Consider the following 26,816-nt stretch of genomic DNA (forward strand, 5'->3'; position numbering starts at 1 on the left):
TTTAAGGGACTCACCACAATATAAGCTTGGTAGCCACACATCACAAATACCCTTACTAACTACCTGCAAGGGTTTGTTGGTTTACTGTTGGTCAAATTCAATTTGAATAATACGGTTTAGCGGTGTTAAGCCTGCCCGTTTAATTGCTTTTTGTGCCCCAGTATTACCACGTTCGGTGGAGCACATAGGGCTTAAACCGCGCTCATTAGCAAGCTTAACCAAGCTGCTAAGTACTTGGGTAGCAATACCTTTTCCACGCTGAGATTGAGCAACAATCATACCTAGGTCAGCGTAATCAGTTTGGTATTCATCAAACAAACGGCACTCACCCGTTGCCAGTAACTCGCCTTCAAGCCAGTAACCAAACAGCTCATTACGCTTGATTAAATTGCCAAAGTATCCGCTCAACCACTGCTCTGGTGCACCTATATTGCTTGCTGCAAATTCAACAAACTGATCAAGTTGCTCTGGCTGCGCCAATGTGAGCTTAAGCGCGCTCTGATTACTCCTGTAGCCTCGCTGTACTTGCTGATACATCAGCGCATTCACGGTAAATACCGACGAGTTGTCAAAGCAAAGCGACAAGTATTGAGGCTCTGCAGTACTCACAAATGCGCCTTTTACTTCACCAATTACTGCACTATTTTGCTCTGCAATTAAGGTAAATAGTTCTTTAGCATCGCTGTTAGCGTTTGGCGCTAAATAGAACTGCAGCATATAGCCTTCGCCATTAATGCAACAGTAGCCTACTAATGCCTCATGCTCATAAAACCCAAAATGAGCAGCCATAGGCGCAAAGCCAAAGTGCCACATACCATCGAGCGGAGCCGTTGATTGAGCAAAATAATCTTGCTTTAGTTTGCTAAGTTGTTGTTGGTTTTCAACTGGTTTAATTTCTAACATCGTTTTTGCCTAACGCCTGCTGATATACATGAAAGCCGTAATCCAATTCCTAAGAAATTTCTCGCTTTCGGATGCCACAAATATTATTCATTACGGCAGAGTTAAGATTGAAAAAAAACGACAGTTTCGTGGCCAGTCACCTACCTTAAGCACGAATGGTTATTGGAGATGGAACTACTCATAAGCCAGAGCAGCCGACGCTATTTATAATAACTCTGATCTCTTTTATTCAAACTTTGGGCGAAGCGAAACCGGCACGCGTTGCGCAGGCGCTCCTAAATGCTTGGTTATGTGTTTACTCTACCATCTGATAATGCCGCTCAACATTTACTGTGACTTTACCCCAGTGAGATGCTTTCACTCTGGCTTGATGGTGCTCAAATGTAGACTTATCTCGAAACTCTTCGTAAACATCAAAGCGAAGTGGGTTTTCCAAGCTTTCAGTAACATCAAACCTAATACAACCATGCTCTTCAAGGCTAAGGCGCTTGTGATTTACCAACTCACTTTTAACGATTTCAAGCTCCGATTCAGGAACGATGATGAAGCCTTTCAATGTTACTTTTGGCATAAATTCCTTATTACGCATCAACCACTACTCACGTTAATGACAACCACGCTAACTCGCTCGAAACGCTCAAACTTGATTGTTCACCACATACAAAAAAGCCCTGCTAGCATAAACATAGCGGGGCTTTTTTAAGCTTAGTTTAAGTAGCTTTACTCAACCGTTACCGATTTAGCTAAGTTTCTTGGTTGGTCTACGTCGGTGCCTTTAATCAGGGCTACGTGGTAAGACAACAGCTGCATTGGCAAGGTGTACACAATAGGCGCAATTAGCTCATCAACATGTGGAACATTAATCACGCGCATGGTTTCGTCGCTTTCAAACTTCGCGTCTTTATCAGCGAATACATACAAGATACCGCCACGAGCACGTACTTCTTCTACGTTTGATTTAAGCTTTTCTAACAGCTCGTTGTTAGGCGCTACCACAATAATTGGCATTTCTGCGTCAATTAGCGCGAGTGGACCATGCTTCAACTCGCCCGCGGCGTAAGCTTCGGCGTGAATGTAAGAAATCTCTTTTAGCTTAAGCGCTCCTTCCATGGCAATTGGGTATTGGGTACCGCGACCAAGGAATAAGCTGTGGTGCTTGTCGGCAAAATCTTCGGCTAGCTCTTCAATGGCGCCGTCTAGTGTTAAAGCTTGTTCAATTTTCGCAGGTAGCGATTGCAGAGCACCCACAATGCGCGCTTCTAAGTCTGCTGATACATCTTTATTACGACCAATCGCCGCAACCAGCATTAATAAACCGGCAAGCTGAACCGTGAAAGCTTTGGTTGAAGCAACGCCAATTTCGGTGCCTGCTTTCATCAAGTAAGCCATGTCTGATTCACGTACTAAAGATGAACCATCAACATTACAAATGGTTAAGCTTGAGGTATAACCCTGTTCTTTAGCTAAGCGCAATGCTGCCAGCGTATCGGCCGTTTCACCACTTTGTGAAAGAGTAACCAGCAAGCTATTTTTAGGCGTAAATGACCTGCGGTAACGAAACTCTGAGGCAATCTCTACGTTACATGGAATACCGGCCAATTCTTCAAACCAATAGCGCGCTACCATGCCTGAGTTGTAAGAAGTACCACAAGCAATAATTTGCACATGCTCAATGGTAGGTAGAATCTCAGCGGCTTTAGGACCAAAAGCACTGTCTAGCACTTTGCCGGCTTGCAATCGGCCCTCTAAAGTACGTTGAATCGCAATTGGCTGCTCGTAAGTTTCTTTTAACATGTAGTGGCGATATTGGCCTTTGTCACCGGCATCGTGTGATGCAGTAGACTCACTAATTTCGCGCTCTACCGGCTCTCCATTCTCATCAAAAATACTTACGCCTTGGCGAGTAACTTCAGCTACGTCACCTTCTTCTAAGAAGGCAAAACGGCGAGTTACCGGTAGTAATGCTAATTGGTCAGATGCAATGAAGTTTTCACCGACACCGTAACCAATAACCAGTGGGCTGCCAGAGCGTGCTACCACTAAACGGCTTGGATCGCGTTTATCGGCGATCACCATGCCGTAGGCACCTTCTAACTCGGCCACTGCCGATTGCACCGCTTCAACCAAACTTTGGTGATGTTTAATCTTGTGTTCAACCAAGTGAACAATCACTTCGGTGTCGGTATCTGAGGCAAAGGTGTAGCCTTTGGCAATAAGCTGCTCACGAAGCTCGGCGTGATTTTCAATGATACCATTGTGCACAACAGCAATGGTTTCACATGAAACATGTGGGTGAGCATTACGCTCACTAGGCTCACCGTGGGTGGCCCAACGGGTATGTGCAATACCGGTGCCGCCAAGTACAGGGTTGCCTTCTAAGGCATCGGCGAGTTCTTGCACTTTACCTAAGCGGCGCACTCGACTTAATTCGCCATCGGCAGTGATAGTTGCCACACCCGATGAGTCGTAACCACGGTATTCTAGGCGGCGTAGTCCCTCAACCAAAATATCTGCTACATCACGCTGAGCTACCGCTCCTACAATTCCACACATAGTTATTTCCTTGTCGATAAAGTTATTGGGCTATTACCACATTAACGCCCTGAGCACGGATTTGCTCAGCCACGCTAGGCTCTAGCTGATTGTCTGTTACTAAAGTTGAGATCTTCGACCATGCCAACTCTAGGTTATGAATTTTTCTGCCAATTTTATTGGACTCGGCCAGTACCACGACTTCGCGGGCGACCTCGGCCATTACTTGGCTTAAACCGACTAATTCATTAAAGGTAGTCGATCCTCGCGCTACATCGATGCCATCTGCGCCAATAAACAATTGGTCGAAGTCGTAAGCACGTAATACTTGCTCGGCCACTTGGCCCTGAAACGCTTCTGAATGAGTGTCCCAGGTGCCACCGGTCATCAAAAGTGTCGGCTCGTTTTCTAATTCTCGTAAGGCGCCAGCAATGCTCAAAGAATTCGTCATTACCACCAAACCTTCTTTTTCTGAAAGCTCTGGCAGTAGCGCAGCGGTAGTGCTGCCACTATCGATAATTATTCTATTATGATCACGAATTAAGCCTGCAGCAGACTGGGCAATCGCCTGTTTTTGCTTGGATACTTGCTCGTCGTGCGGTTCGTTTATCAATTCTTTAGGAATAGGCACTGCACCGCCATAACGTCTTAGTAACAAGCCGTTAGCTTCTAGACTAGCTAAATCCTTTCGAATCGTAACTTCTGAGGTTTCAAAAGCGTGAGCAAGTTCATCAACCTTCACTTCGCCGAGGTCGGCGAGGCGATCTAAGATAAGGCGACGGCGCTGCTGAGTGTTTCGTTTGATCATAATGCCATTAGCTAAGTTTCGAATCGAAACTTATTATAGTTAAGCGAAACTTAAGATCAAGCCGAGTTGTTAAAAAATTACTCTTTGCTTTGTTTGGCCGGTGGCGCAAACAATAAACGCCAGCGTTGAGCGATGCTTAAGCCCGGCGCACTGGCTTGGATAAACATGCAGCGCCACTCGCTAAAAGTAACTACGATGGGGTTAAAACTGTTCACTGGCTGTGTAATGCCGTAGTCAACGGTTTCAAGTTCTGGTTCAAAACTGCGAAACAGCCTGTCCCAGATAATTAGTACTCCCGCATAGTTTTTATCAATGTATTGCGGGTTGCGCCCATGGTGTACGCGGTGATGAGATGGAGTGTTAAATATCCATTCCAAGGGGCCCAACTTCTTAACTGCTTGAGTATGAACAAAAAACTGTAAACCCAAGTTAAGCAGTACAACAAACACTACCCAATGCGGCGCAAACCCAATAATTACCAGCGGTAACCAAAATAGCCACATTCCGGCTAGTGGGTACATTAAGCTTTGGCGAAAGGCGGTGCTAAAATTCATATTCTCGGAACTATGGTGAACCACATGGGCCGCCCACATCCAACGTACTCGATGGCTAGCGCGGTGGAACCAGTAATAACAAAAATCCTGAGCGATAAATAAGCCAACAAAACTTAGCGCTGTCATATTTATATCGAACAGCCGCCAGCCAAACAGGCTTAAGTATATTTGGCTAACCAGCAAACCCATTAAAATATCACTGAGTTGATGCATGCCCGCTAGTGCAAAATTGCAGAGCAATTCCTTGGTTTGATACTGAGCAGAACGAGGCAGTTTTTGGCGCACATTTCCCCAATACCACTCTAGCCCCATACACAATAAAAACAGCGGTGCTAAAGCCATTAACAAGTATTCGGGGTGAGCGATTAACATAGCAAAATCCATTTACTTTCCTTATATCGCTACCAACGAGCAAAGTGATCTTCGGTTAAGCCTAATACGTCTTGTAGTTGGTGTGTTTGGCCATGTTGGCATACTAGTGTGCCGCTAAAATGCCCCATATATTGCCGAAAGTTGCTCTTAAGCAACCACAGGTTTAAACGTTCTTGGCGGCAATTTAAGGGAGTAAACCTAAGATTTACTCGACCGTCGGCTGAGTAAATGTGCCAAGGCTGATGTGGCTTGCTAGTTTCACTTGCTAGGCTGCGTTTAAAGCTAAAATGCACCGGGTCAAGCAAGTGCTTCTCTCCATCAATCCATAAGGCATTTTCATTACAGCCGGTTTCGTTTACCCCTGCGGCGAGGTTTAAGCCAATGCAGGTCTGGTTTAAACGAGCAGAAAAGCTTGCCCAGCGCCAAGAGGTTTCTCGGCGCATATAGCCCGCCGAGAAATCGTAAGCGCCTAAGGCTGTCGCCAAATTCTGTGTTTTACCGTTTACCAACAAATGGCCAGCCACCGGCAAAGCATTTTGCTTTTGGGTATAAGTCCAACCGGAATAGCCAGTAGGGCCGCACATGGCCATGCATTGTTGCTGGTTGGCTGGAGTTATTGTTAACTCGGCTTCTAAAAACGGTGTGTTGGCGCGGATGTGCCATTGTCCCTCAACTATCTGAATCTGCAGTGAATGTTTGCCTTTTAGATAAGCCAAACTATTTACCGGGCTTGGCTGGGTGCTATACCCCATCCCACAAGGCTTAAGCCAGGTGCGCTCTTGCAAGGTTTGGCTAGGGATATGAAACACGTAACAAAAGCCACTGCCTAGGTAGCGAATATCTGCTAAGGCAAAGCCTAAAATGTATTCATCGCAATTAATGCTCACAAACTGAAACTGCTTGTAATGAAAATGCTTTGCCCAAAGCGACGCTGGTTTGTCCATCACATTGGTATATACAAAATTTGCCAAACCCAACTGGCTAACCGGACCGTTAAAGTGACCAAAGCTAAGTTCTCCATTCGCTGCGATTAAGCTACTAGGAGCTGAAATAAGTTGTTGGGAGTTTTGCATTTACCAAACCTTTAGTGGTTACATTTTATTAACATTTACTAGCTAAGCAGAGTTTGAGTAAATATTCTAAAAAGGTGTGATTGCTTTGTGAGCCAGCTTGCAAGAAAACAGCTGATACCGAGCAAATGTCGTGATAAGCCTCTAAGCAGAAGCCCAAACCCAGAATATCGATTCGAAAAACCAATAAAAATCAGCTAAAAAAACCTAAAAATGTGATTTTGAAAACACTTTCAACCGTTAACGTGATGCAGATCACTTAATTTTTGTGGATTAAATCACCTTTTGTATTCACAATCTCGGCAACTTTCAAACCATCTGGTTAGACCAGATAAAAACCCTTCTCACCATTAGGTAAGTCCATGAATACAAACAAACCAAAATTACACTTTTGGCAAATCTGGAACATGAGTTTCGGTTTCCTAGGTATTCAATTTGGCTTTGGTTTACAAAATGCCAACGTAAGTCGAATCTTTGAAACCCTAGGCGCTAGCATCGATCAAATCCCAATTTTGTGGCTAGCTGCGCCAGTAACAGGATTACTTATTCAACCGATTATCGGTTATATGAGTGATAGAACATGGAATGGTTTAGGTCGTCGTCGCCCCTACTTTTTAGCTGGCGCGATCATGTCTTCTCTCGCATTAATCATTATGCCTAACTCGCCTTATCTTTGGATGGCAGCAGGCATGTTGTGGATACTAGATGCCTCAATTAACGTTTCAATGGAACCGTTTCGCGCTTTAGTTGCTGATAACCTTCCTTCTGAACAGCGTACTCAAGGCTTTGCGGTGCAAACCTTCTTTATTGGTGTGGGTTCAGTAATTGCTTCTGCCATGCCGTATGTACTAGCTAACTGGTTCGGCATTGCCAACACTGCCCCAGAAGGGGTTATTCCGCCATCAGTTAAAATCTCATTTTATGCTGGTGCCGTGGTATTTTTTGGTGCTGTTTTATGGACCGTTCTCAAAACCAAAGAATACAGCCCAGAAGAAATGGAGCGCTTTGAAGGCGCAGAGCCAGAACAAGATCAAGAAACGCGCGAAGGTTTTGCCGAAGTTTGGGCCGATGTGAAGAAAATGCCTACAACCATGCGCCAATTAGCCGTAGTGCAGTTCTTCTCATGGTTTGCTCTATTTGCCATGTGGATCTACACCACCTCGGCGGTAACTAGCAGCGTTTACGGCGCCACCGACACCTCTTCAGCCCTTTATAACGAAGGTGCAGACTGGGTAGGCTTATGTTTTGCCATGTATAACGGTGTTAGTGCTTTGGCTGCCTTTGCGCTACCTTGGTTAGCTGCACGCAGCAGCCGCAAAGTAGTGCACGCCCTATGTTTAACCTTGGGCGGCGTAAGCTTAGCCGGCATGTACTTTATTAACGATCCAAAAATGTTAATGCTTAACATGGTAGGTATTGGTTTTGCCTGGGCGAGTATTTTATGTATGCCTTACGCCATTTTAGCGGGTTCTTTACCTAGCAAAAAAATGGGCTTTTTTATGGGCGTGTTTAACTTCTTCATTGTTATTCCACAAATTTTGGCGGCCGGTATCTTAGGTTACTTCACCCGCGAATTTTTTGGTGGCGACTCAATGATGGCCTTGGTATTAGGTGGTGCATCTATGGTAGTAGCGGCTTTGGTTACCTTAACCGTAACCGACCGAGACGACCCACAATTAGCCAATCAAGACGCAGAGCTAAACCAAGCACAAACCGCATAAACAAACTGTCTATGCCAAAAAGGGTGAGCCAAGGCTCGCCCTTTTTATTTGTAAAAATCACCAATAGGTCGATCGAAACGTCTTATGGCAACGTTATATAAGCTGAACCTTTGAACAAGGAGTCAGCACCATGAGCCAGCATATTTTCAAAGTAGGCATGCGTTGTATTTACGACAACGGTGAAGCCCTAATAGACACCTTAGATGAAAGAAACAATGTCGCATTGGTTCGCGACCAACATACCGGCAACTTGCATACCCGCGCCTATCACGACCTATTTCCCGATGATGAGCAGTTTCATAGCGAAAGCGATACTTACTACTAAGCCAATATTTACTCACAAAAAAGCCGAGCTAAGCTCGGCTTTTTTATTTATCCGAAGACTACTCTTCGTCCCACTCAAAATCAGGGGCTTCGTCTGGATTAGCGCGGTATTTAAGCTGCATACCGTGTAAGAAGTTACGCATGATTTGATCTTTACACAGGCGGTAATGCTTATGATCGGGTTTGCGGAAAAAAGCACTTAATTCATGTTTGCTTAGCTGAAAACCGGTTAGCCCTAGTACCTCTAACATATCTTCTGCTTTCAGGTTTAAAGCAATCTTTAGCTTCATCAAAATGAGATTATTATTAAGGCGCTTTTCTGGCTCGGGTTGCGGGCCTTCGCGCTTACCGCGTTTTTCGTTAATTAAGCCGTTAAGAAAAATCGCTAGGGTTTTATCATTCAAATTGCGATAAGCGGCGTCATCATCTTTTTTCAACCAATCACTCACTTCTGCGCGGCTCACTGTTAACTCAGCTTGCGCAAAAATGGCAATCATCTTGTTATCGTTAAAATTAAAACAGTAGCGAAGACGACGAAGAATATCGTTATTAGTCATGGATAGATCCCAAATAAAGTAAACCTACAGCCAACAGGCTGAAAAACCAGCAGGATTCTACGCTATCCGGCAGCAAGTAGATAGCGCCCCAGCCGCTTATTTATTGAGCGTAGTCAAAGGGTATGGTTAAAGCGAGCTACTCTACAAAGTTGGCTTTATTGGCCATTTTTCTCGGTAAGGTCATTTGATGGCGCTCTAACTCGCTGCGGCTAAACAAATACCGGCCTTTTTCAGCGGTTTTAGGCCCAAGGGTGTGTGGCTCTACATCGGTCGTTAATATTGTATGGGCCAACTCGCCGGCAATGCGTCCTTGCTCGTAACCAAACAGTACTAAGCCGCCAATGGTTTTATCTTTGCCCACGGCAAAATCCCAAAAGCCGAAAGGAGGCAGCGGTGTATGCTGCGACGACCACTTCAATACTTCATTTGCATCTACATATTTGTTTCGCTCGTCTCTCAAGGTGTGATAAAGGCCAAAGGCTATTGCATCAAACCCTTCATCTTTTGCAGTAATAACCGCTTGCTGCCATGTGTCCCAACGGCTAATTAATCGCAACTCTACATCAACTCCAGACACTCGCAATTGCGTATCGCCGCCAAACATCTCCTGTAGTACCGTTTTAGCGGTGGTGCCGTCATCAAACAGAATAAGCATGCGATTTAAGTCATTCGGAAATAACGGCTTAATGCTAGAGATTGAGCGCTTGATTAAGGGTCGCTCTAAAACACCGGTAATATTGTGCCGCTGATGAACGTGATAACGGCGAGGATTATTATTAATGCCTAAATACACCACCGGCACCAAGGTTTTGGCAAACCGCGAACCGAGGTACTTTAGCGCATTATCGTCACCTAAAATAACTAGATCGGGTTTTACATCTAAGTAGCGCTGCCAAGCTAACTCGCCACGACTGCGGTGACGGGTAACCGGAAGCCGCTTAGTATCCATTTGAAAATAAGTGAGTTGATAATGTTCGCCAAGTACCGACTCTAAGCCTTCTATGTAACTTTTATCCCATGCATATTCTTGGTGATAACTTTCTATCACCAGAATCTTTTGCTTGGCGAGAGCCCCAGCGGGCGCTAGCAGCAACAAAAACACACAGAAAAATCGACCTAAAATGCTCACCAACTGTCTCATTCGTAAACGCTTTGGCTAAGTATAGTCAATGCCCTTTTAAGGCACTGACTATTCACTAGATCTTGCTCAACTTAGCCACGATTATGAGGCTTATCTAATTGTAAGATAGGACCAACAGGCACTACTCCAGTGGGGTTAATCGTACTGTGGCTTTCATAGTAGTGCCGCTTGATATGGTCAAAATGAATGGTATCTGCAACCCCTTCAATTTGATAAAGCTCGCGCATGTAGCCATCAATATTTGGGTAATCAACTATTCGCTTTAAGTTGCACTTAAAATGCCCCACATACACCGCATCAAAACGAATCAAGGTGGTGAATAAGCGCCAATCTGCCTCGGTGAGTTGTTCGCCCAATAAATAGCGATTGTTTGACAAAGTTTGCTCTAAAAAATCTAAGCTCTCAAACAAGGGGAATACGGCTTCTTCGTAGGCTTCTTGGCTAGTTGCAAAACCCGCTTTATACACGCCATTGTTAACGGTGTCGTAAATACGCTGATTAACAGCATCAATCTCTTCGCGTAGCACTTCTGGGTAGTAGTCACCTTGCTTGGCACCAAGATCATCAAACGCTGAATTGAACATTCGGATGATGTCGGCAGACTCATTAGACACTATGGTCTGCTGTTGCTTGTCCCATAAAATTGGCACCGTCACTCGACCAGAGTAGTTAGCATCAGCTGCGGTATACACTTGATGTAACAGCTCGGCGCGGTTAATCGGATCGGCAACCACACCTTCGCCAGGTGCAAACGTCCAACCGTGTTCGCCCATAAACCAATGCACTACCGAGTAATCAATCATCTCTTCCAAGCCTTTAAGCTTGCGAAATATCATGGTGCGGTTGGCCCAAGGGCAAGCATGGGAAACATACAGGTGATAGCGCCCAGATTCAGCTTTAAACCCGGCTTTACCGCTTGGTCCGGCGCTACCGTCGGCAGTTACCCAATTACGAAACTGCGATTCGCTACGCACAAAACGGCCTTTGCTTTGTTTAGTGTCGTACCACTTGTCTTGCCATTTTCCATCAACTAATAATCCCACGGTTGCGCTCCTAAAATTTATTATTCTGAAAATCGTCAAATGCTTGTAATACTTGCTCTCGAGTATTCATAACAAAGGGGCCACCCCAAGCAATCGGCTCGTTAAGCGGCTCTCCCGTTACAACTAATACGCGGCTAGCATGCTGGCTTTGTAACAACAGTTGTTCACCTTCACTAAGCACGCCCAAGTGATAAGCAGTAATAGCCTGCGGGTTATCGGCAACCGTTACTTCCCCCTCAATCACGTAAACAAAACCTTGATGATGAGAAGGTAAATCTAGATTAACCTTTGCCCCTGCCACCAAACTAATATCTAAAAAGCTAGCTGCAGTGTGGCTAGTTTGCACCGCGCCAACCGTTCCGTTAGCCAGCTCTCCGGCAACTACTCTTATTACGTTGCCTTGCTCATCTTGGCTCAATGGTATTTGCTCGGCGCTCAGCTCTTGATAATCTGGCGCCGACATTTTGTGCTCTGCGGCTAAGTTCACCCACAGTTGAAAACCTTTAAGTAAGCCATCTTGTTGCTCGGGCATTTCTGAGTGAATCACTCCGCACCCAGCATTCATCCATTGCACGCCACCCGCTTCGATTACGCTTTCGTGGCCAGCATTGTCTTTATGACGCATCCGGCCATTAAGAATATAAGTAACCGTTTGAAAACCACGATGCGGATGCTCCGGAAAACCCGCTAAATAATCATCGGGTTTGTCTGACTCAAAGCAATCTAACATCAAGAATGGGTCTAGATGACGTAGCTGACTATTGCCTAACATCCGGGTGAGCTTTACTCCTGCTCCATCGCTGGTGGCTTGGCCAGCCACCACTTGTTGTAACTGTTTTAAGCTAGTCATGTTTGCTCCTATGCGCTGCGTTTATCGAGTGAATATGCGCCACCACCATGGGCAACCAATAATAAGAACCCACCAGCTATGGCAATGTTTTTCATCAGCATAATCATTTGCATTTGATCGCCAGGGTTAAAGTGAAACAACAAACCCGACAGCAAACTAAAGCCTGCTAGCAAAAACGCCACTGGGCGAGTTTTCCAGCCTAGTAATATTGCCAAGCCCCCTAGCAGCTCTAAGGCAATAACCAAAGGTAACAATGCACCCGGTACTCCCATGGCTTCCATATAACCTTGGGTGCCAGCGTAAGCTGCAATTTTTCCGTAACCAGAAAGAATAAAAATCAACGCTAAAAATACCCGTGCTGTAGGCTGGCTTAGTTGTTGTAGTAAATTCATTGTCATGTTCTCCATGTGTTTTTTGGCTCAAGGCCATTTGCTTAACAACAGATTAATGTTGTTATGAAGAACGATAAACCGTGCGCTTGGCAAATAATTGTTCCTATAATGGCAACAATAATCACTAGCGAACATGGAATATGGCAATGGGACAGCTCGAAGAAATGCAGATTTTTGTGCGGGTGGTCGAGGCAGGCAGCATTAGCCGTGCGGCGGAACAGTTAGGAGTCGCTAAATCGGTGGTGAGCCGGCGTTTAAGTGCCTTAGAAAAACGCCTAGGCAGCAGCCTAATGCAGCGCACCACGCGTCGCCTAAGTTTAAGCGACGCTGGCCAACAGTTTTATCAACGAAGTCTAGGCATTATTGATGAGTTAGATCAGCTAAACCAAGACGCTAGTTGCCAAGAGCAAACCTTAACTGGCAGCTTACATATTGCAGTGCCCTTATCCTTTGGTCAGGCTCACCTAAGCAGCGCTTTTGATGCATTTATGCAGCTGCATCCTCAACTGAAACTTAAAGTAAGCCTGGCTGACAGCCAACATGATTTAGTGGCCGAAGGCATTGATTTAGCACTGCGCATTGCTGAGCTAAAAGACTCCAGCCTTAAGGCAAAAAAAATCACCCCTATCAATTTTGCCTTAGTGGCCTCTCCGGCCTACCTTGCCAAACATGGCCGACCCACCAAACCTGAACAACTAAGCCAACACCAAGTGTTGCATTACAGCTTACGCGGCGCTGCCAGTTGGCAATTAAGTGATAATAAAGGACAAGTTCATCAAGTGGCTTATAAACCGCATATTAGCGCCAACAATGGTGATTTTTTACAAGACTTAGCCATTGCCGGGCACGGCATTGCCCACACACCGAGTTTTATTGCTTGGCAGGCTATTGCCAAAGGAGAGCTAGAAATTGTGCTGCCCGAGTATAAACTACCCGCATTGCACGCTTGGGCGGTTTACCCCAATACCCGCTATTTGCCACACCGTAGCCGGGTAATGATAGATTTTTTAGCCCAACGCTTTGGCTTAAACCCGTATTGGGATCAAGCCTTAAGCCAGCATTTAAATAGGGCTAATGCAGATTAATAAGGTTTTCTGTAAGCCGACCCAACGGTAATCACTTATCTGTCAAAAAGCGCTGTATTCTCAAGGCTTTTTATGATTACCTTGCTGCTAAATAAAACGTCCCCAACAAATAGATATGGGTGACATATAAGCTTCGCAGCGTAACGGTATATTCGCGATACAACTTCGTTTTTAACTGGTAAGGAAAGTATTATGCCTATGATTTTTGATTATCTTCTCACCGTGCAAGTTGCGCTGTTAATTTTTGCGCTATTTGTACTTAAATCTTCCATCAAGTTTGTGCCACAAAATGAGGCTTGGGTTATTGAGCGCTTTGGTAAATACCAATCAACCAAAGAAGCGGGCTTAAATTTCCTAATTCCTATGATTGACCAAGTATCGGCACGCCGTTCTTTAAAAGAACAAGCCTTTGACGTACCAAGCCAAGCAGCTATCACCAAAGACAACATTTCTTTGTCGGTAGATGGCGTGTTGTACTTTCGAGTACTTGACCCATACAAAGCCACTTACGGCGTAGAAGATTATGTATTTGCGGTAACTCAATTAGCGCAAACCACTATGCGTTCTGAGATTGGTAAAATTGAGCTCGATAAAACCTTCGAAGAGCGTGATGCGCTTAACGCCAAAATTGTTACTCAAATTAATGAAGCCTCTGCCTCTTGGGGAGTTGCAGTGCTGCGTTATGAAATTAAAGATATTACTCCGCCGGCTTCAATTATGGATTCGATGGAATCGCAAATGCGCGCCGAACGTGAACGTCGCGCTAAAATCCTAGAGTCTGAGGGTGAAAAAGCTGCCGCAATCAACATTGCTGAAGGTGAGAAACAAGCACGTGTATTACAAGCAGAAGCAGAAAAGCGTGAGCAAGTACTAAGTGCAGAAGGTGAAGCAGAAGCGATTATTGCGGTTGCCGATGCGCAAGCTCAAGCCTTAACCACGGTTGGTCAATCAGCCGCTACACCAGAAGGCCAAAAAGCGGTTCAGCTAGATCTTGCGACTAAAGCGATTGAAGCTAAACACGCCATTGCCAAAGAATCGAGTGTGGTATTGTTACCCGACAGCAGCACTGAAGCAGGCTCTTTAGTTGCTCAAGCCACCACCATTTTAAATACCCTAAATAGAGGCTAGCCCTATGGCAGAACTGTTTGCTAACCACATTCCTCAGTTAATGATTGCCTCCGGCATCATCTTGCTTGCCATTGAAGTGGTGATCATCGGTTTTGCCACCTTCATCTTGTTTTTTATTGGCTTGTCCTTAGTCATTACTGGCTCATTGGTTTGGTTAAATGTACTACCAGAAACCTGGAATAGTATTCTGCTAGCCAACGCCGTAATGAGCAGCTTACTGGCCGGCGTGTTGTGGAAGCCGATGCGTAAGCTACAAAATACTGCTGATAACAAACAAGTAAGCAGCGACTTTGATGGTCACCGTTTTTTTTGCGAACAAGACATCGATAAACGTGGTTTAAGCAGCTATAAGCACTCTGGCATTAGCTGGACCTTAAAAAGTGAGCAAACCATTGCTGCAGGTAGCGAAGTAGAAGTGATTCGCGCTGAAGTAGGCACCTTTTGGGTGGAAGCCGTAGAACCAAGCAATACTTAGAGTATTCATTTCACAAGCCAGCGTTCTGCTGGCTTGTTCATTTTTCTAATACCAACCACACTAAGTGATCAGAAATAACGCAAGAAAAAGACTCGAGAATAAGGCAGAATTTTTCGATAAGTAGTTATTTTAAAATCAAAAATCCCAACGCGGTTATCGAGTATTTTAACCAGATAAAATGAGCAGTTGCTTGGTACGATTGGTATAACAATGCAAAGCCAAACAGATTGTGCTTAACTAGCTGTAGTTTCTTTCTCTTAGGTTTCTCATCATGCGCCAAGCACTTATTAAAACCTTTATTCTATCTGCCAGTTTATGGCTTATTGCCTGTAGCAGCATGGTTCCTAACGACCCACCTAAAGTAAACTTGGTATCGGTAGTGCCTACAGCAGGTGACAGCATGACACCGAGCTTCGATATTAATTTACGGGTGGTTAACCCCAATAAACAAGCGCTCAGCCTAGCTGGGGCAGTATATACCTTGTCACTCAACGGCCACGAAATCGTCACTGGAGCCACCAGCGATTTACCCGAAGTGCCCGGTTATGGCGAAGCCAACTTTACCTTGCCGGCCCAAGCCAACTTAATTGCTACCTTCCGCCTATTAAGCTCGTTTGTCGCCTTAAAAAGCCCTGAGCTAGATTATCAGGTAGATGTAAAACTGGACATTGGAAGCTTGTGGCCAGCGGTAAACCTTACCGAGAAGGGCACATTTAAGTTAGAAGATCTTGGCCAGCAAATAAGCTCAAGTGTTCAGGCACTATAAAGTAAGCGCTGATAGGGCTGTTGCAAGGTTTTAGCTCCAGCGCTCATTCACTTTAATTAAATGAAAACCAAACTGTGTTTTAACTGGCCCTATTACTTCGTTTAAGGGGCCAGAGAACACTGCTTTATCAAAGCTTTTCACCATATCACCTTTGGCAAACTCGCCTAAATCGCCACCTTGCTTAGCAGAAGGACATGACGAAAAACGTAACGCCATCGCCTCAAAGCTAGAGCCTTTGTTTAACTTTTCTAGTATTTCCAAGGCTTTTTTTTCTGAACTAACAATAATGTGTTGAGCTCGCGCCTGTGCTTTTGCCATTACTGCCTCTTGAGTTTTTGCTTGTTATACACCGAACAGCAAATCAACCAAAGCTCCTGCCTAAAATTAGCAAAAAAACATAAGACAAAAGTAAAGATGCCCAAATAGCTCACATTTATTTGTCTCCAAGCAGGCTATATTTTTAGCAAGAAACAAAAGTATTTACTCACCTTTCACAGGTATAAATGGAACGATATTCATCTTCTTGGACTTGGCTGCGCAATTTTCTTTTAGCCCTTACCGTGCTAGTGCTTGTGGCTGCCCAATGGATACCTGCCAAGCGCCTTCAGATCTACCCCAGTGGAAATATGCTGGTGGATTTGTACTCCGATAAAGGACAGGGCGGCAACTCTAGCGCGTATTGGCTAACCAGCAACCAAAAATTTGTCTGTAACCTAGAAAGCAGCCATTTGCCGGCAAAGTATTGCGGAATAAGCATCAAGTTCCACAAGCCAACTGACGCTAGCACATCAGACAAATACGCGTCCTTAGAAAACATAGATTTAAGTGACTATAAACAATTAGTGGTGGATGCAGATTTCGAAGGACCTTCTAGCGAACTACGCTTCTTTATGCGCAGCACCGAAGCAACCAGCGGTCACGATCTGTCTGATGCAAAATTTATGTTCACCTACTTTGAGAAACACGAACTGGCGGAGCAAGAAGCAAAAGCTCAATTTAACCAATTCTCTATTCCCGCGTGGTGGCTAAATCGTTATTACCAATCACGCGATGACTTCACTCTAGACTTCTCTAAAGTTAAAGAAATATCCTTTGATATTCCTTCCACCTCGTCCGATGGCGAATACACCATCACCGTGAATAAGGTTGAAGCTGAAGGGAAGTGGATCAGCAACGAAAGCTTATATGCCACTATCATTGCCGTGTGGCTTGTTTATTTTACTGCCGAGTTGATTCGCTATGTGCTGCATCAGAAAAAGAACTTAACCCAATCTATTCATACACTTGAGAAAGATGTAGACGAACTCAAACACACCGCCAGTAACGACCAACTTACCGGCGTACTTAACCGCCGAGGTCTATTAGACGCTCTAGAAGAGAAACCAATAAGCAACAATAACTACTACTTATTTGTTTTTGATATCGACCACTTTAAACATATTAACGATAGCTATGGCCACAACAACGGTGATGCCGTGCTGCGCTTTTTTGCTCGCCAATTAAGCTCGGTGATTCGCAGCCAAGATTTATTTGCTCGCTGGGGCGGTGAAGAGTTTGTTTTACTTTCTGAACAGCAGCATGAAATAGATGCTTATAACTTTGCCGAGCGCTTACGCAAACTGATTCACCAACAAGATTTCTTGCTGTCGTTTGAGGGCAAGCAACAACACATTAAGTTGAGCATGAGCATTGGCTTAACCCTGGTCGATAAAGATGAAGCCTTTAACGTTGCCTTTAATCGTGCCGACAGCGCCCTTTATTTAGCCAAAGATAAAGGCCGCAATCGCACCCAACTCGCCAGTTAAAGCTGCCAATCAATAGCGGCTTTTCCTTGCTGTTCTAGCAGCTGGTTAGTTTTAGAAAAATGGCGGTAGCCTAAAAAGCCGCGATGGGCAGATAAAGGCGAGGGGTGTACCGAACATAACAAATGGTGTTTGTTAGCATCAATCACTTGACCTTTCTTTTGCGCATGGGCGCCCCACAACAAGAACACCACACCATCACAATGCTGGCTTATGTAACTAATTACAGCCTCGGTAAAGGTTTCCCAGCCATATTTTGCATGTGAATGAGCTTTTGCTTGCTCAACGGTAAGCACCGTATTTAGTAACAACACACCTTGCTTGGCCCAAGCACTTAAATTGCCATGCTCTGGAATCACAAAGCCGTCGATGTCGGTGGCAAGTTCTTTGTAGATATTGCGCAGCGACGGTGGAATTTTAACGCCCTCTGGCACACTAAAACTTAAACCGTGGGCTTGGCCTTCTCCGTGGTATGGATCTTGACCAAGAATCACCACTTTAAGCTGATCCATCGGGCAACTGTCGAAGGCGCTAAATACCTGAGCGTCTGGTGGGTAAATCACCTTAGCAGCGCGTTGCTCTGCCACCTTGTCGATTAAACGAGGATAATATTCAAGCTGCTGTTGCTCAGCAAACAGACTTTGCCAATTTGTCACAATATCAAACCTAATAGCGGACTTAGTAGCCCGCTATTATAGCGATAAAGTTCTAGGAGCTAATATTGCTCGGGCACAAAACTTTGTTCGTTAATCGGCACACGCACATAATCTTTCTTATCAATGTCCGGCAAAATAATTTTTTCATGCTCAAGGTCTTGATAATCGATCTGCGATAAAAAGTGGCTAATGCAATTAAGCCGCGCCGCTTTTTTATTGTCGGAATTAACCACCCACCATGGCGAATGCTTGGTATCGGTGTAAGCAAACATTTCGTCTTTGGCTTGTGAATAAGCCACCCAACGTGAGCGTGACTCTAAATCCATTGGGCTAAACTTCCAACGCTTGAGAGGGTTATTAATGCGTTCTAAAAAGCGCTTTTCCTGCTCTTCGTCAGACACCGAAAACCAATATTTAATCAGAATAGTGCCTGAGCGGATCAACATTTTTTCAAATTCAGGACAAGCACGTAAAAAATCCTGATGCTGTTCATCACTGCAAAAGCCCATCACCTTTTCCACACCCGCCCGGTTGTACCAAGAGCGGTCAAACAGAACTATTTCTCCAGCAGCGGGCAAATGCGCTACATACCGCTGAAAGTACCACTGGGTTTTTTCTCTCTCATTGGGTGCTGGCAGCGCAGCAATGCGGCAAACCCGAGGATTTAGCTTTTCGGCAATCCGTTTAATCACGCCGCCTTTACCGGCTGCATCGCGCCCCTCAAATATCACCACCACTTTAAGACCTTTTGCTACCACCCATTGCTGCAGTTTAACTAGCTCTGTTTGCAATTCTTCTAAGCGTTTTTCATAGGTCTTTTTATCAATTTTACCCGCCATAAACGAACTCACCTTTAATGTTGATAACCACGACTAAGCAACCGGTTGAATAAAAACAAAAATGAATCAATACAATAAGTTAAATGTAGCAATAAAAACGATTGTTGCCATGAAACTGCAGGCTTGAATTGCAAAGTTGAGCAAAAACAACAAGATTAACTAAACTACAGAGATAAATTCCAAGCGCCGACTCTTTAAAAAAAGCCACAAAATGGTAACCTTAGGCGCCTTTATACATTCGCTTAGAATTAAACATGGCAATCACCGGCACTTTATACATCGTCTCTGCGCCCAGCGGCGCTGGCAAATCAAGCATGATTAATGCGTACCTTTCACGCCATCGTGCATATCCAGCTCAAGTATCGGTTTCTCATACCACTCGTGCAGCGCGCCCCGGTGAAATTGATGGTAATCACTATCACTTTGTTAGCCATGATGACTTTAAAAAACTCATTAGCGAACAAGCCTTTTTTGAATACGCCGAAGTATTTGGCAACTTTTACGGCACCTCTCGCTACACCATCGAAAAAACCCTTGCCGAAGGCATTGATGTATTTTTGGATATTGATTGGCAGGGCGCTCGCCAAGTAAAACAAATGATGCCAGAAGCGGTATCGGTATTTATTTTGCCGCCAAGTCGCGAAGAATTAGAAAACCGTTTGCACATGCGTGGCCAAGATAGCCCCGACGTTATTAAGAAACGCATGGACGAAGCAGAAAGTGAAATGTCTCATTATAATGAGTACGATTACCTAATCATTAACAGTAATTTTGACGAAGCCTTAAGTGAACTGACTGCCATTATTACTGGGCAAAGATTACAAACCCGTCAGCAAGCTGCAAAACATCGCAACTTGTTAGATGAACTTTTATCGAAATAATCTCGCTAAGTCCTAGTAAATCTTCATAAGATCGGCTAGGATCTTGCGTCATTTTTAGTCAACGGAGCTGTGCATGGCACGAGTAACAGTAGAAGATGCAGTAGAACAAGTCGGCAACCGCTTTGATCTTGTCCTTATCGCCGCACGTCGCGCGCGTCAGATCGCAGTAGAAGGCAAAGACCCTCTAGTTGAAGAAGATAACGATAAACCAACCGTTATCGCTTTGCGTGAAATTGAAGAAGGTTTGATCACCACCGAAACAATGGATGCTCAAGACCGTCAAGAACGTCAGGAACGTGAGGCAGCCGAATTGGCAGCCGTTGCCGCTATCGCCGATAAGCGCATCTAATTCGTCCCCGTCTATAAAATTACCGTGCTGGGTTTACTCTGCACGGTAAAACTCCCATAATTCAATCATATCTATTTCTGCGCTCCTCCGCTGATGAGGTAATGTTTGTATTTATTCGAAAGCCTGCGTGAAGTCGCCTCTAGCTACCTAAGTGAAGAACACGTAAACCTATTACGTAATGCCTATATTTTGGGTAAAGATGCCCATGAAGGACAATTCCGCTCTAGCGGTGAGCCATATATTACTCACCCACTGGCTGTTGCTCGCATTCTTGCCGAGCTCAAGCTAGATAATCAAACTCTAGTAGCCGCTGTATTACACGATACCATTGAAGACACTCCGGTTACTTACGAACAACTTCAAGAACAGTTTGGCACCGAAATCGCCGACTTAGTTGAAGGCGTGAGCAAGCTAGATAAAATTAAGTTTCGCGACAAAAAAGAAGCCCAGGTAGAAAATTTTCGCAAAATGATGATGGCGATGGTGCAAGACATCCGCGTTATCCTTATTAAACTGGCCGACCGCACCCACAATATGCGCACGCTAGGTTCGTTACGCCCAGATAAGCGCCGCCGCATTGCCCGCGAAACCCTGGAGATTTACGCGCCAATTGCCAACCGCTTGGGTATTCACAGTATTAAAAACGAATTGGAAGAGCTTGGCTTTGAAGCCCTATATCCGATGCGTTATCGAGTACTTAAAGAGTCGGTAAAAAATGCCCGTGGTAACCGTAAAGAGTTAATCAACGGTATTCATCAAGAGTTACAAGGCCGCATAGAAGAAGCGGGCATTCAAGCTTCGGTTACCGGCCGTGAAAAGAATCTCTATAGCATCTACAAAAAAATGGTGAATAAAGAGCTGCAATTCCATGAAGTAATGGATATTTACGCCTTTCGCATCATCGTAGACAGCCTTGATACCTGTTATCGAGTACTAGGCTTAAGCCACAGCCTGTACAAGCCTCGTCCTGGCCGATTTAAAGACTATGTAGCCATTCCTAAAGCAAATGGATACCAGAGCTTACATACTTCGTTAGTTGGTCCTCACGGCGTTCCTGTAGAAGTACAAATTCGTACCGAACATATGGACCAAATGGCCGACAAGGGTGTGGCGGCACATTGGTCTTACAAACAAGCGGGCGAAAGCCCAGGCACCACCGCGCAAATTCGCGCTCAGCGCTGGATGCAAAGTTTGTTAGAGCTACAGCAAAGCGCTGGCTCTTCTTTCGAATTTATCGAAAACGTAAAAACCGATCTATTCCCCGACGAAATTTATGTGTTTACCCCAGAGGGTAAAATCATTGAACTCCCAGCTGGTGCTACACCAGTTGATTTCGCCTACGCGGTGCATACCGATGTAGGCCATGCGTGTGTAGGCGCGCGCGTAAACCGCCACCCCTTCCCGCTGAGTAAAGCACTTAGCAATGGTAAAACCGTAGAGATTATTACTGCGCCGGGGGCTCGCCCTAATGCCGCTTGGTTAAACTTTGTGGTGACCGGTAAAGCACGCGGAAAGATTCGCCAGCTACTTAAAAACCAGCGCCGTGAAGAATCCGTTAACCTTGGCCGCCGCTTGCTTAATCATGCTTTGGGCAGCGTTAAGTTAGACGAGATTAATCCCGAATCTTTAGAACAAGTTCTTAAAGACTTAAAAGCCGAGTCACTCAACGACTTGTTAGCCGAAATTGGCTTAGGCAATGCCATGAGCATTGTGGTGGCACGCCGCTTATTAGGTAATACAGATGAACTAAGCAATGTTGAAGGCAAAGGTAAGATTGCCATTCAAGGCGCCGAAGGCTTGCTACTGACTTACGCTAACTGTTGTCGCCCGATACCGGGTGACCCTGTGGTTGCCCACATTAGCCAAGGTAAAGGCTTAGTGGTGCATATGGAAGCCTGTAAAAATATTAGCGGCTACCAAAAAGAACCCGATCGCTACATTAATGTTGATTGGTCTAAAGATGCCGCCGAAGAAGCTGAATACAAAACCGAAATGCGCATTGATATGGTTAACCACCAAGGCATACTTGCTAGCCTAACCAGTGTGGTTGCCTCAACTGGCGCTAACATCGTGAATATTGTTACCGAAGAAAAAGAAGGCCGGGTTTACACCGTAGACTTACTAGTGACCACGCATAGCCGTATTCATCTTGCCGATATCATGCGAAAAATTCGCGTAATGCCAGAAGTATTGCGTGTTGTTCGATTAAGAAATAAATAACGAGAAAACCATGACTCCAGAACGCTATCAACGCATTCGTGCAATGTTAGATGCTCGCCAAACCGACCTCACCGTGTGCATGGAAAACGTGCACAAACCACATAACTTGTCGGCCATTGTGCGTACCTGCGATGCCGTGGGTGTAGACCACGTGCATGCAGTGTGGGAAAACTATCAAGATGAGATCCGTCGTGGTACTGCTACAGGCAGCCAAAACTGGGTAAAAGTACATAATCATGAAAATATTGAAGATGCAGTGGCGGCATTACGCACCAGCGGAATGCAAATTCTAGCCACCAACTTGTCTGATAGCGCGGTGGATTTTCGTGAAATAGACTACACCAAACCTACCGCCATCTTAATGGGGCAAGAGAAATATGGTATTTCTGATAAAGCTCTGTCTCTCGCCGACCAAGACATTATTATTCCCATGGTGGGCATGGTGCAATCACTCAACGTTTCAGTGGCTAGCGCATTAATCTTATATGAAGCACAACGCCAACGAGAAATAGCAGGCATGTATCAAGCGCCCAGCATGGTTGATAAAACCGAGCAAAATCGCATCATGTTTGAAGGCGGTCACCCTATTTTTGCTGAAGCTTGTAAACGCAAAGGTTTGCCTATTCCCCACATTGATGAAGAAGGCCAAATCATAGCCGACGATGAATGGTGGGCTAAAATGCAAATGAACAAAGAAGCCTGGGATAAGCTAGATCAGGAATAAATGATAAAATTAGAGCAATTGCTTTAATTTTGAGTTTTTTCCGGAATGATTATTGATCTTAATTAAACCCAAAACCTCAATATTAACTGAACATAGTTTTATTCCATTAGAGAAGTAAAACTATGTTCAATAAAATCCGAATTCCACAGCTCTTCTTATTAAGCTCACTATTGGTATTAGTAGTGGTTTCCATCCAAGCATGGAACAATACCCAGCAAATTAAAGAAACGCTGTATCAAGGTTACCAAACCCAATTAGCTAGCAACTTAGACCTAGCTACCAGCTTGGTAAATCACTACCAACAACAAGAGCAACATCTTGGTCGCGAACAAGCCCAACAACTGGCTTTAGCCGCCTTAGCCGAGCTACGCTATCAAGGTAACGAGTACTTTTGGGTAAACGATTTAGATCTTAAATTACTTATGCATCCAATTCGCCCCACCAGCATCGGTAAAGACATGACTCAAGTGCGCGATGCTAAAGGCTTAGCCCATTGGCAAGCCATGCGCGATACCGTAAAACAACAGGGCGAAGGCGCGGTGCAATACCACTTTTTACACCCACAAACCCAAGTCATGCACGCTAAGCTGTCTTACGTTAAACAAGTTGAGGGCTGGAATTGGATAATTGGAACTGGCGTTTATATCGACCAAATAGACACCCAGCTTAACAGTATCTATTTCTACACCTTGCTGCGTTTAGCATTAGCCTTTGGCTTATTTGGTTTAGTGGCGTGGCTAGTTAGCCGCAGCTTAGCCGGTCAAATGCAAGAGTTAGATAGTGCCATTAAAGGCCTAGCCAAAGGTAACTACCAACAAGCCATAAAGGTGAGTGGGCGCAATGAATTCTCTAATATTGGCCAGCAGCTTGAAAGCCTACGTCTGCAAACACAAGGTTTACTGCAAGATGTAAAACACTCGAGTGATAGCCTATTAGATGCCAACAAAGACCTAGCTTCGGCCACCCATACTACTCACAGTAATACCCAAAGACAGTTCTCGGAAATAGACCAAATAGCCTCAGCGATGACCGAAATGAACTGCACGGTAGAAGAAGTAGCCAACAACAGTGCAGAGACGGCCGAAGCCTCTAAGCAAGCCTTGGAGCTAGCAGGCACGAGCTTAAAGCAACAGCTAAACACCGTTAAAAGCTTAAGCGCACTGTCGGAGCAAATGGCCTCGGCAAAACCTGCGGTTGCAGAACTACGAGATTGCAGCCAAAACATTGGCTCGGTGATTGATGTGATTAACGCAATTTCTGAGCAGACCAACTTATTGGCCTTAAACGCAGCCATTGAGGCCGCCCGAGCCGGCGAACAAGGTCGAGGTTTTGCGGTGGTCGCAGATGAAGTGCGTAATTTAGCTTCACGTACTCAGCAGTCTACTGAAGAGATTATGCAAACCATTGCGCAACTACAGCAAGTATCGCTCACTGTAGAAACCGAAATTGTTACTACTACCGAAGGTTTAGCGCAGCAGGCTGAGCAAGCTCAACAAAATATTCTACAAATTGAAAAAATTGAAAATATGGTGGGCAATTTAGAACAGCGTAACCAACAAACCGCAGTGGCCACCGAGCAGCAGCGTTTAGCGAGTGATGAGATTAACCAAAATGTACTCACTCTACGTGATGGCAGCGAGGCTAACGCAGGTGCGGCGGAGCAAGGTAAACAAGTACATAGCCACTTATCTGGCGTTGCAGAGGCCTTGAGTATTCACCTCAAAAACCTCCGCTTCAACTAGAACCAGTTTAAGCAGGCTATTCCTCTGGAATAGCCTCTTCTTCTCTGGCTTTAGCAAACTTAAACTCATAATCATCGGCAAACGGAGAGTTGTAACCCCATTCAGGCGACTCGCCCACTTGCTTATCAAACCAAATAATTGGTGTAACTAAAAAACGCGGCGCTTCAAACCGAATACCGTTTTCTTCGGCCTCGTAGAGTGAGCTGTTAGTTTCACACCTTACGGTTAGCATCACCATCACGATGATAAATAACCACTTCCAAAAACCGTCCATAGTTTTTCCTACTGTAAATTTGCGACTAAATTACCGTTTTAATACTCAGCAACAACTTGAAAATGTGGCTGCAAAGCCTGTTGTAACTGAGCTATTTGTTGTTGTTTTTGTTGCTCACTATAAGGTTTGGCAGGAAGCTTGCCCCATATAGGCTGTGGCCACAAAGCATCGTTGTGAAAACGCACAATATGATGCACATGCAGCTGCGGCACCATATTACCAATGGCCGCCAAGTTTAGTTTATCACCTTTATAAAGGGCCATTACCGCTTCACTCAAGCGCTTAGATTCTCGCCAAAACTGCGCTTGTTGGCAACTATCTAATTGATATATATCACCAATATCGTTCTGCATTGGCACCAGTACTAACCAAGGAAATTGGCTGTCGTTAATCAACAGAACCCGCGATAACTCAAAATCACCCAGCCAAATGCCATCCTTTTCTAGTTGAGGATGTAACTTAAATTCGCTCATTTTATTCTCCCTTGCGGCCTTAAACTGCAGCCAACTGACAGATACTATACAGTGGTCGGCGTTTCGCTTATCAAAAAAAGTGCTAGAATGGCGCCAACCATAATTTAAGCTGATTTAAATCTCAATAACTACCAGCCCTTGGCTGTTTAAAGAGCTATATCGACCACTATGTTACGTTTTTTCCCAGCATCCTTGTTAATGATTCTTTCTGCCAGTTTAGCCATTATAAATACCGCCATGGTGGGCTCTTTAATCATTGTTTGTGGCATCATTAAACTGTTGTTACCTAAAGGGCTTTATCCTTGGGTGGGTAAACTAACTAACTTTTTAATGTGGTGTTGGAGCGAAATGAATCGCGCCATATTTCGCTTAGTAAACAACACCGAGTTTGTGATTGAAGATAATAGCCAGCTCAGCAAAAAAAGTTGGTACTTGATGATTTGTAATCATCAAAGCTGGGCCGATATCGTATTACTGTGCATGTTGTTTGGCTCACGTATTCCCATGCCTAAGTTTTTTCTCAAACAACAGCTCTTGTATGTGCCTTTTGTTGGCCTAGCGTGCTGGGCTTTAGACATGCCCTTTATGCGCAGATACTCGCGCCAGTACTTGCTCAAACACCCTGAAAAGCGCGGTAAAGATTTAGAATCAACTAAACGCTCTTGTGAGAAGTTTAAAACCAATCCAACTACAGTCATCAACTTTGTAGAAGGGACCCGCTTTACCCAACAAAAGCAGCAACAAAGCCACTCTAACTATCAACACTTATTGCCACCAAAAGCGCTGGGTATTGCTTACACCTTATCGGCTTTGGGCGAACAATTTGACCAGATTATTGATGTAACCTTGGCCTATCCCGGCACCACCGAAACACTTCCGCCTTTTAAGGCCTTATTATCAGGTAAGCTCGATAAGGTAGTGGTAAAAATCGATACCATAGCAATTAACCAAGAGTTACGCGGCGACTACCTGCAAGATAAACAATTTAAGCGCCACTTTAAGCTTTGGCTCGATGATACTTGGCAAACTAAAGATCAATATCTACAAAGCGTACTAAAAGACTAACCCTGTTCACAATATCCAAGGCAAGATCCTGACAGCCTGATTTTACTGCTATTTTTATAGGAGTAAAAAC

General features: G+C 44.7%; 29 protein-coding genes. 13 read left to right on the forward strand and 16 right to left on the reverse strand.

The genetic code is table 11. From position 1 onward, the window contains the following. Positions 1-81 precede the first annotated feature (81 nt). The 6 genes from LQZ07_RS24055 to LQZ07_RS24080 form a co-directional block, all read right to left on the reverse strand. Positions 82-903, reverse strand: a complete 822-nt coding sequence (locus LQZ07_RS24055; protein ID WP_152785169.1) for a GNAT family N-acetyltransferase — start codon at positions 901-903, stop codon at positions 82-84. A gap of 295 nt (positions 904-1,198) precedes the next feature. Continuing rightward, on the reverse strand, positions 1,199-1,474 hold the full coding sequence (locus tag LQZ07_RS24060) for a putative quinol monooxygenase (protein WP_152785167.1): 276 nt from the start codon (positions 1,472-1,474) through the stop codon (positions 1,199-1,201). A gap of 149 nt (positions 1,475-1,623) precedes the next feature. Continuing rightward, positions 1,624-3,456 (reverse strand): glutamine--fructose-6-phosphate transaminase (isomerizing), encoded by a 1,833-nt coding sequence (gene glmS, locus LQZ07_RS24065; RefSeq protein ID WP_016400192.1) that lies wholly within the window; start codon positions 3,454-3,456, stop codon positions 1,624-1,626. Positions 3,457-3,478: 22 nt separating this feature from the next. Continuing rightward, positions 3,479-4,243: a DeoR/GlpR family DNA-binding transcription regulator gene (locus LQZ07_RS24070; RefSeq protein WP_152785165.1), complete on the reverse strand. Its 765-nt coding sequence runs from the start codon at positions 4,241-4,243 to the stop codon at positions 3,479-3,481. A 77-nt stretch (positions 4,244-4,320) separates the two neighbouring features. Continuing rightward, positions 4,321-5,181: a sterol desaturase family protein gene (locus LQZ07_RS24075; protein WP_152785163.1), complete on the reverse strand. Its 861-nt coding sequence runs from the start codon at positions 5,179-5,181 to the stop codon at positions 4,321-4,323. Between the two features lie 17 nt (positions 5,182-5,198). Then, positions 5,199-6,242, reverse strand: coding sequence for a DUF2804 domain-containing protein (locus tag LQZ07_RS24080; RefSeq protein WP_152785161.1), 1,044 nt, complete (start codon positions 6,240-6,242; stop codon positions 5,199-5,201). A 359-nt stretch (positions 6,243-6,601) separates the two neighbouring features. On the opposite strand from LQZ07_RS24080, the gene LQZ07_RS24085 reads away from it, so the two are divergent. Together LQZ07_RS24085 and LQZ07_RS24090 are read left to right on the forward strand one after the other, a co-directional pair. Beyond that, positions 6,602-7,960, forward strand: a complete 1,359-nt coding sequence (locus LQZ07_RS24085; RefSeq protein WP_016400196.1) for an MFS transporter — start codon at positions 6,602-6,604, stop codon at positions 7,958-7,960. Positions 7,961-8,090: 130 nt separating this feature from the next. Then, entirely contained in the window at positions 8,091-8,285 is a 195-nt protein-coding gene (locus LQZ07_RS24090) for a hypothetical protein (protein ID WP_152785159.1), read from the forward strand. A gap of 58 nt (positions 8,286-8,343) precedes the next feature. Here LQZ07_RS24090 and LQZ07_RS24095 read toward each other — a convergent pair whose 3' ends face one another. From LQZ07_RS24095 to LQZ07_RS24115, 5 genes are all read right to left on the reverse strand, one after another. Next, a complete protein-coding gene (locus tag LQZ07_RS24095; RefSeq protein ID WP_016400198.1) occupies positions 8,344-8,841 on the reverse strand; it encodes a DUF1456 family protein in 498 nt (165 codons plus the stop codon). 136 nt (positions 8,842-8,977) lie between these two features. Next, a complete protein-coding gene (locus tag LQZ07_RS24100) occupies positions 8,978-9,982 on the reverse strand; it encodes an ABC transporter substrate-binding protein (RefSeq protein WP_152785157.1) in 1,005 nt (334 codons plus the stop codon). Between the two features lie 71 nt (positions 9,983-10,053). Then, the gene (locus tag LQZ07_RS24105; protein WP_249483426.1) at positions 10,054-11,025 is read right to left on the reverse strand and encodes a glutathione S-transferase family protein; all 972 of its coding nucleotides are present in this window, start codon (positions 11,023-11,025) and stop codon (positions 10,054-10,056) included. Positions 11,026-11,035: 10 nt separating this feature from the next. After that, positions 11,036-11,875, reverse strand: coding sequence for a pirin family protein (locus tag LQZ07_RS24110; RefSeq protein ID WP_152785153.1), 840 nt, complete (start codon positions 11,873-11,875; stop codon positions 11,036-11,038). Positions 11,876-11,883: 8 nt separating this feature from the next. Next, positions 11,884-12,267, reverse strand: a complete 384-nt coding sequence (locus LQZ07_RS24115; RefSeq protein WP_016400202.1) for a DoxX family protein — start codon at positions 12,265-12,267, stop codon at positions 11,884-11,886. A 146-nt stretch (positions 12,268-12,413) separates the two neighbouring features. On the opposite strand from LQZ07_RS24115, the gene LQZ07_RS24120 reads away from it, so the two are divergent. The 4 genes from LQZ07_RS24120 to LQZ07_RS24135 all read left to right on the forward strand — a co-directional run bounded on the left by LQZ07_RS24120 (position 12,414) and on the right by LQZ07_RS24135 (position 15,721). Further along, the gene (locus tag LQZ07_RS24120; RefSeq protein ID WP_152785151.1) at positions 12,414-13,352 is read left to right on the forward strand and encodes a LysR family transcriptional regulator; all 939 of its coding nucleotides are present in this window, start codon (positions 12,414-12,416) and stop codon (positions 13,350-13,352) included. A 192-nt stretch (positions 13,353-13,544) separates the two neighbouring features. Beyond that, positions 13,545-14,480, forward strand: a complete 936-nt coding sequence (locus tag LQZ07_RS24125; RefSeq protein ID WP_016400204.1) for an SPFH domain-containing protein — start codon at positions 13,545-13,547, stop codon at positions 14,478-14,480. 4 nt (positions 14,481-14,484) lie between these two features. Continuing rightward, positions 14,485-14,955, forward strand: a complete 471-nt coding sequence (locus LQZ07_RS24130) for an NfeD family protein (RefSeq protein ID WP_152785149.1) — start codon at positions 14,485-14,487, stop codon at positions 14,953-14,955. Positions 14,956-15,226: 271 nt separating this feature from the next. Then, the gene (locus LQZ07_RS24135; protein ID WP_016400207.1) at positions 15,227-15,721 is read left to right on the forward strand and encodes an LEA type 2 family protein; all 495 of its coding nucleotides are present in this window, start codon (positions 15,227-15,229) and stop codon (positions 15,719-15,721) included. A gap of 30 nt (positions 15,722-15,751) precedes the next feature. Here the strand turns inward: LQZ07_RS24135 and LQZ07_RS24140 are convergent, their stop codons facing one another. Further along, complete coding sequence (locus tag LQZ07_RS24140; RefSeq protein WP_016400208.1) at positions 15,752-16,039, reverse strand: peptidylprolyl isomerase; 288 nt, start codon at positions 16,037-16,039, stop codon at positions 15,752-15,754. Between the two features lie 185 nt (positions 16,040-16,224). Between LQZ07_RS24140 and LQZ07_RS24145 the strand changes: the two genes are divergently transcribed. After that, complete coding sequence (locus LQZ07_RS24145) at positions 16,225-17,526, forward strand: GGDEF domain-containing protein (protein ID WP_152785147.1); 1,302 nt, start codon at positions 16,225-16,227, stop codon at positions 17,524-17,526. Here LQZ07_RS24145 and ung read toward each other — a convergent pair. Next, the gene (ung, locus tag LQZ07_RS24150; protein ID WP_249483430.1) at positions 17,523-18,179 is read right to left on the reverse strand and encodes a uracil-DNA glycosylase; all 657 of its coding nucleotides are present in this window, start codon (positions 18,177-18,179) and stop codon (positions 17,523-17,525) included. The genes LQZ07_RS24145 and ung overlap by 4 nt on opposite strands. A 59-nt stretch (positions 18,180-18,238) precedes the next feature. After that, a complete protein-coding gene (gene ppk2, locus LQZ07_RS24155) occupies positions 18,239-19,018 on the reverse strand; it encodes a polyphosphate kinase 2 (protein ID WP_016400211.1) in 780 nt (259 codons plus the stop codon). Positions 19,019-19,272: 254 nt separating this feature from the next. Here ppk2 and gmk point away from each other — a divergent pair, with 254 nt between their 5' ends. From gmk to LQZ07_RS24180, 5 genes are all read left to right on the forward strand, one after another. Further along, positions 19,273-19,899 carry a guanylate kinase gene (gmk, locus tag LQZ07_RS24160; protein WP_152785145.1) on the forward strand — a complete coding sequence of 209 codons (627 nt, stop codon included), beginning with the start codon at positions 19,273-19,275 and terminating at the stop codon, positions 19,897-19,899. A gap of 73 nt (positions 19,900-19,972) precedes the next feature. After that, a complete protein-coding gene (gene rpoZ, locus LQZ07_RS24165; protein ID WP_016400213.1) occupies positions 19,973-20,248 on the forward strand; it encodes a DNA-directed RNA polymerase subunit omega in 276 nt (91 codons plus the stop codon). A gap of 105 nt (positions 20,249-20,353) precedes the next feature. Continuing rightward, a complete protein-coding gene (gene spoT, locus LQZ07_RS24170) occupies positions 20,354-22,468 on the forward strand; it encodes a bifunctional GTP diphosphokinase/guanosine-3',5'-bis pyrophosphate 3'-pyrophosphohydrolase (RefSeq protein WP_152785143.1) in 2,115 nt (704 codons plus the stop codon). Positions 22,469-22,478: 10 nt separating this feature from the next. Continuing rightward, positions 22,479-23,192 carry a tRNA (guanosine(18)-2'-O)-methyltransferase TrmH gene (gene trmH, locus LQZ07_RS24175; protein ID WP_152785141.1) on the forward strand — a complete coding sequence of 238 codons (714 nt, stop codon included), beginning with the start codon at positions 22,479-22,481 and terminating at the stop codon, positions 23,190-23,192. Between the two features lie 122 nt (positions 23,193-23,314). Further along, complete coding sequence (locus tag LQZ07_RS24180; RefSeq protein WP_194164205.1) at positions 23,315-24,934, forward strand: methyl-accepting chemotaxis protein; 1,620 nt, start codon at positions 23,315-23,317, stop codon at positions 24,932-24,934. Positions 24,935-24,950: 16 nt separating this feature from the next. Here LQZ07_RS24180 and LQZ07_RS24185 read toward each other — a convergent pair whose 3' ends face one another. Both LQZ07_RS24185 and LQZ07_RS24190 read right to left on the reverse strand, forming a co-directional pair. Then, positions 24,951-25,208 carry a hypothetical protein gene (locus LQZ07_RS24185; protein ID WP_016400217.1) on the reverse strand — a complete coding sequence of 86 codons (258 nt, stop codon included), beginning with the start codon at positions 25,206-25,208 and terminating at the stop codon, positions 24,951-24,953. Between the two features lie 38 nt (positions 25,209-25,246). Then, positions 25,247-25,681, reverse strand: a complete 435-nt coding sequence (locus tag LQZ07_RS24190; protein ID WP_016400218.1) for an HIT domain-containing protein — start codon at positions 25,679-25,681, stop codon at positions 25,247-25,249. 168 nt (positions 25,682-25,849) lie between these two features. Between LQZ07_RS24190 and LQZ07_RS24195 the strand changes: the two genes are divergently transcribed. Further along, complete coding sequence (locus tag LQZ07_RS24195; RefSeq protein ID WP_152785139.1) at positions 25,850-26,746, forward strand: acyltransferase; 897 nt, start codon at positions 25,850-25,852, stop codon at positions 26,744-26,746. Positions 26,747-26,816: the final 70 nt, after the last annotated feature.

The organism is Agarivorans sp. B2Z047, assembly GCF_023373605.1.
Taxonomy (GTDB): Bacteria; Pseudomonadota; Gammaproteobacteria; order Enterobacterales; family Celerinatantimonadaceae; genus Agarivorans; species Agarivorans albus.

Bases quoted from the DNA above. Each gene is read 5' to 3' on its own strand.
- LQZ07_RS24055 (WP_152785169.1), bottom strand. From the start codon at position 903: ATGTTAGAAATTAAACCAGTTGAAAACCAACAACAACTTAGCAAACTA.
- LQZ07_RS24060 (WP_152785167.1), bottom strand. From the start codon at position 1,474: ATGCCAAAAGTAACATTGAAAGGCTTCATCATCGTTCCTGAATCGGAG.
- glmS (WP_016400192.1), bottom strand. From the start codon at position 3,456: ATGTGTGGAATTGTAGGAGCGGTAGCTCAGCGTGATGTAGCAGATATT.
- LQZ07_RS24070 (WP_152785165.1), bottom strand. From the start codon at position 4,243: ATGATCAAACGAAACACTCAGCAGCGCCGTCGCCTTATCTTAGATCGC.
- LQZ07_RS24075 (WP_152785163.1), bottom strand. From the start codon at position 5,181: ATGGATTTTGCTATGTTAATCGCTCACCCCGAATACTTGTTAATGGCT.
- LQZ07_RS24080 (WP_152785161.1), bottom strand. From the start codon at position 6,242: ATGCAAAACTCCCAACAACTTATTTCAGCTCCTAGTAGCTTAATCGCA.
- LQZ07_RS24085 (WP_016400196.1), top strand. From the start codon at position 6,602: ATGAATACAAACAAACCAAAATTACACTTTTGGCAAATCTGGAACATG.
- LQZ07_RS24090 (WP_152785159.1), top strand. From the start codon at position 8,091: ATGAGCCAGCATATTTTCAAAGTAGGCATGCGTTGTATTTACGACAAC.
- LQZ07_RS24095 (WP_016400198.1), bottom strand. From the start codon at position 8,841: ATGACTAATAACGATATTCTTCGTCGTCTTCGCTACTGTTTTAATTTT.
- LQZ07_RS24100 (WP_152785157.1), bottom strand. From the start codon at position 9,982: ATGAGACAGTTGGTGAGCATTTTAGGTCGATTTTTCTGTGTGTTTTTG.
- LQZ07_RS24110 (WP_152785153.1), bottom strand. From the start codon at position 11,875: ATGACTAGCTTAAAACAGTTACAACAAGTGGTGGCTGGCCAAGCCACC.
- LQZ07_RS24115 (WP_016400202.1), bottom strand. From the start codon at position 12,267: ATGAATTTACTACAACAACTAAGCCAGCCTACAGCACGGGTATTTTTA.
- LQZ07_RS24120 (WP_152785151.1), top strand. From the start codon at position 12,414: ATGGGACAGCTCGAAGAAATGCAGATTTTTGTGCGGGTGGTCGAGGCA.
- LQZ07_RS24125 (WP_016400204.1), top strand. From the start codon at position 13,545: ATGCCTATGATTTTTGATTATCTTCTCACCGTGCAAGTTGCGCTGTTA.
- LQZ07_RS24130 (WP_152785149.1), top strand. From the start codon at position 14,485: ATGGCAGAACTGTTTGCTAACCACATTCCTCAGTTAATGATTGCCTCC.
- LQZ07_RS24135 (WP_016400207.1), top strand. From the start codon at position 15,227: ATGCGCCAAGCACTTATTAAAACCTTTATTCTATCTGCCAGTTTATGG.
- LQZ07_RS24140 (WP_016400208.1), bottom strand. From the start codon at position 16,039: ATGGCAAAAGCACAGGCGCGAGCTCAACACATTATTGTTAGTTCAGAA.
- LQZ07_RS24145 (WP_152785147.1), top strand. From the start codon at position 16,225: ATGGAACGATATTCATCTTCTTGGACTTGGCTGCGCAATTTTCTTTTA.
- ppk2 (WP_016400211.1), bottom strand. From the start codon at position 19,018: ATGGCGGGTAAAATTGATAAAAAGACCTATGAAAAACGCTTAGAAGAA.
- gmk (WP_152785145.1), top strand. From the start codon at position 19,273: ATGGCAATCACCGGCACTTTATACATCGTCTCTGCGCCCAGCGGCGCT.
- rpoZ (WP_016400213.1), top strand. From the start codon at position 19,973: ATGGCACGAGTAACAGTAGAAGATGCAGTAGAACAAGTCGGCAACCGC.
- trmH (WP_152785141.1), top strand. From the start codon at position 22,479: ATGACTCCAGAACGCTATCAACGCATTCGTGCAATGTTAGATGCTCGC.
- LQZ07_RS24180 (WP_194164205.1), top strand. From the start codon at position 23,315: ATGTTCAATAAAATCCGAATTCCACAGCTCTTCTTATTAAGCTCACTA.
- LQZ07_RS24185 (WP_016400217.1), bottom strand. From the start codon at position 25,208: ATGGACGGTTTTTGGAAGTGGTTATTTATCATCGTGATGGTGATGCTA.
- LQZ07_RS24190 (WP_016400218.1), bottom strand. From the start codon at position 25,681: ATGAGCGAATTTAAGTTACATCCTCAACTAGAAAAGGATGGCATTTGG.
- LQZ07_RS24195 (WP_152785139.1), top strand. From the start codon at position 25,850: ATGTTACGTTTTTTCCCAGCATCCTTGTTAATGATTCTTTCTGCCAGT.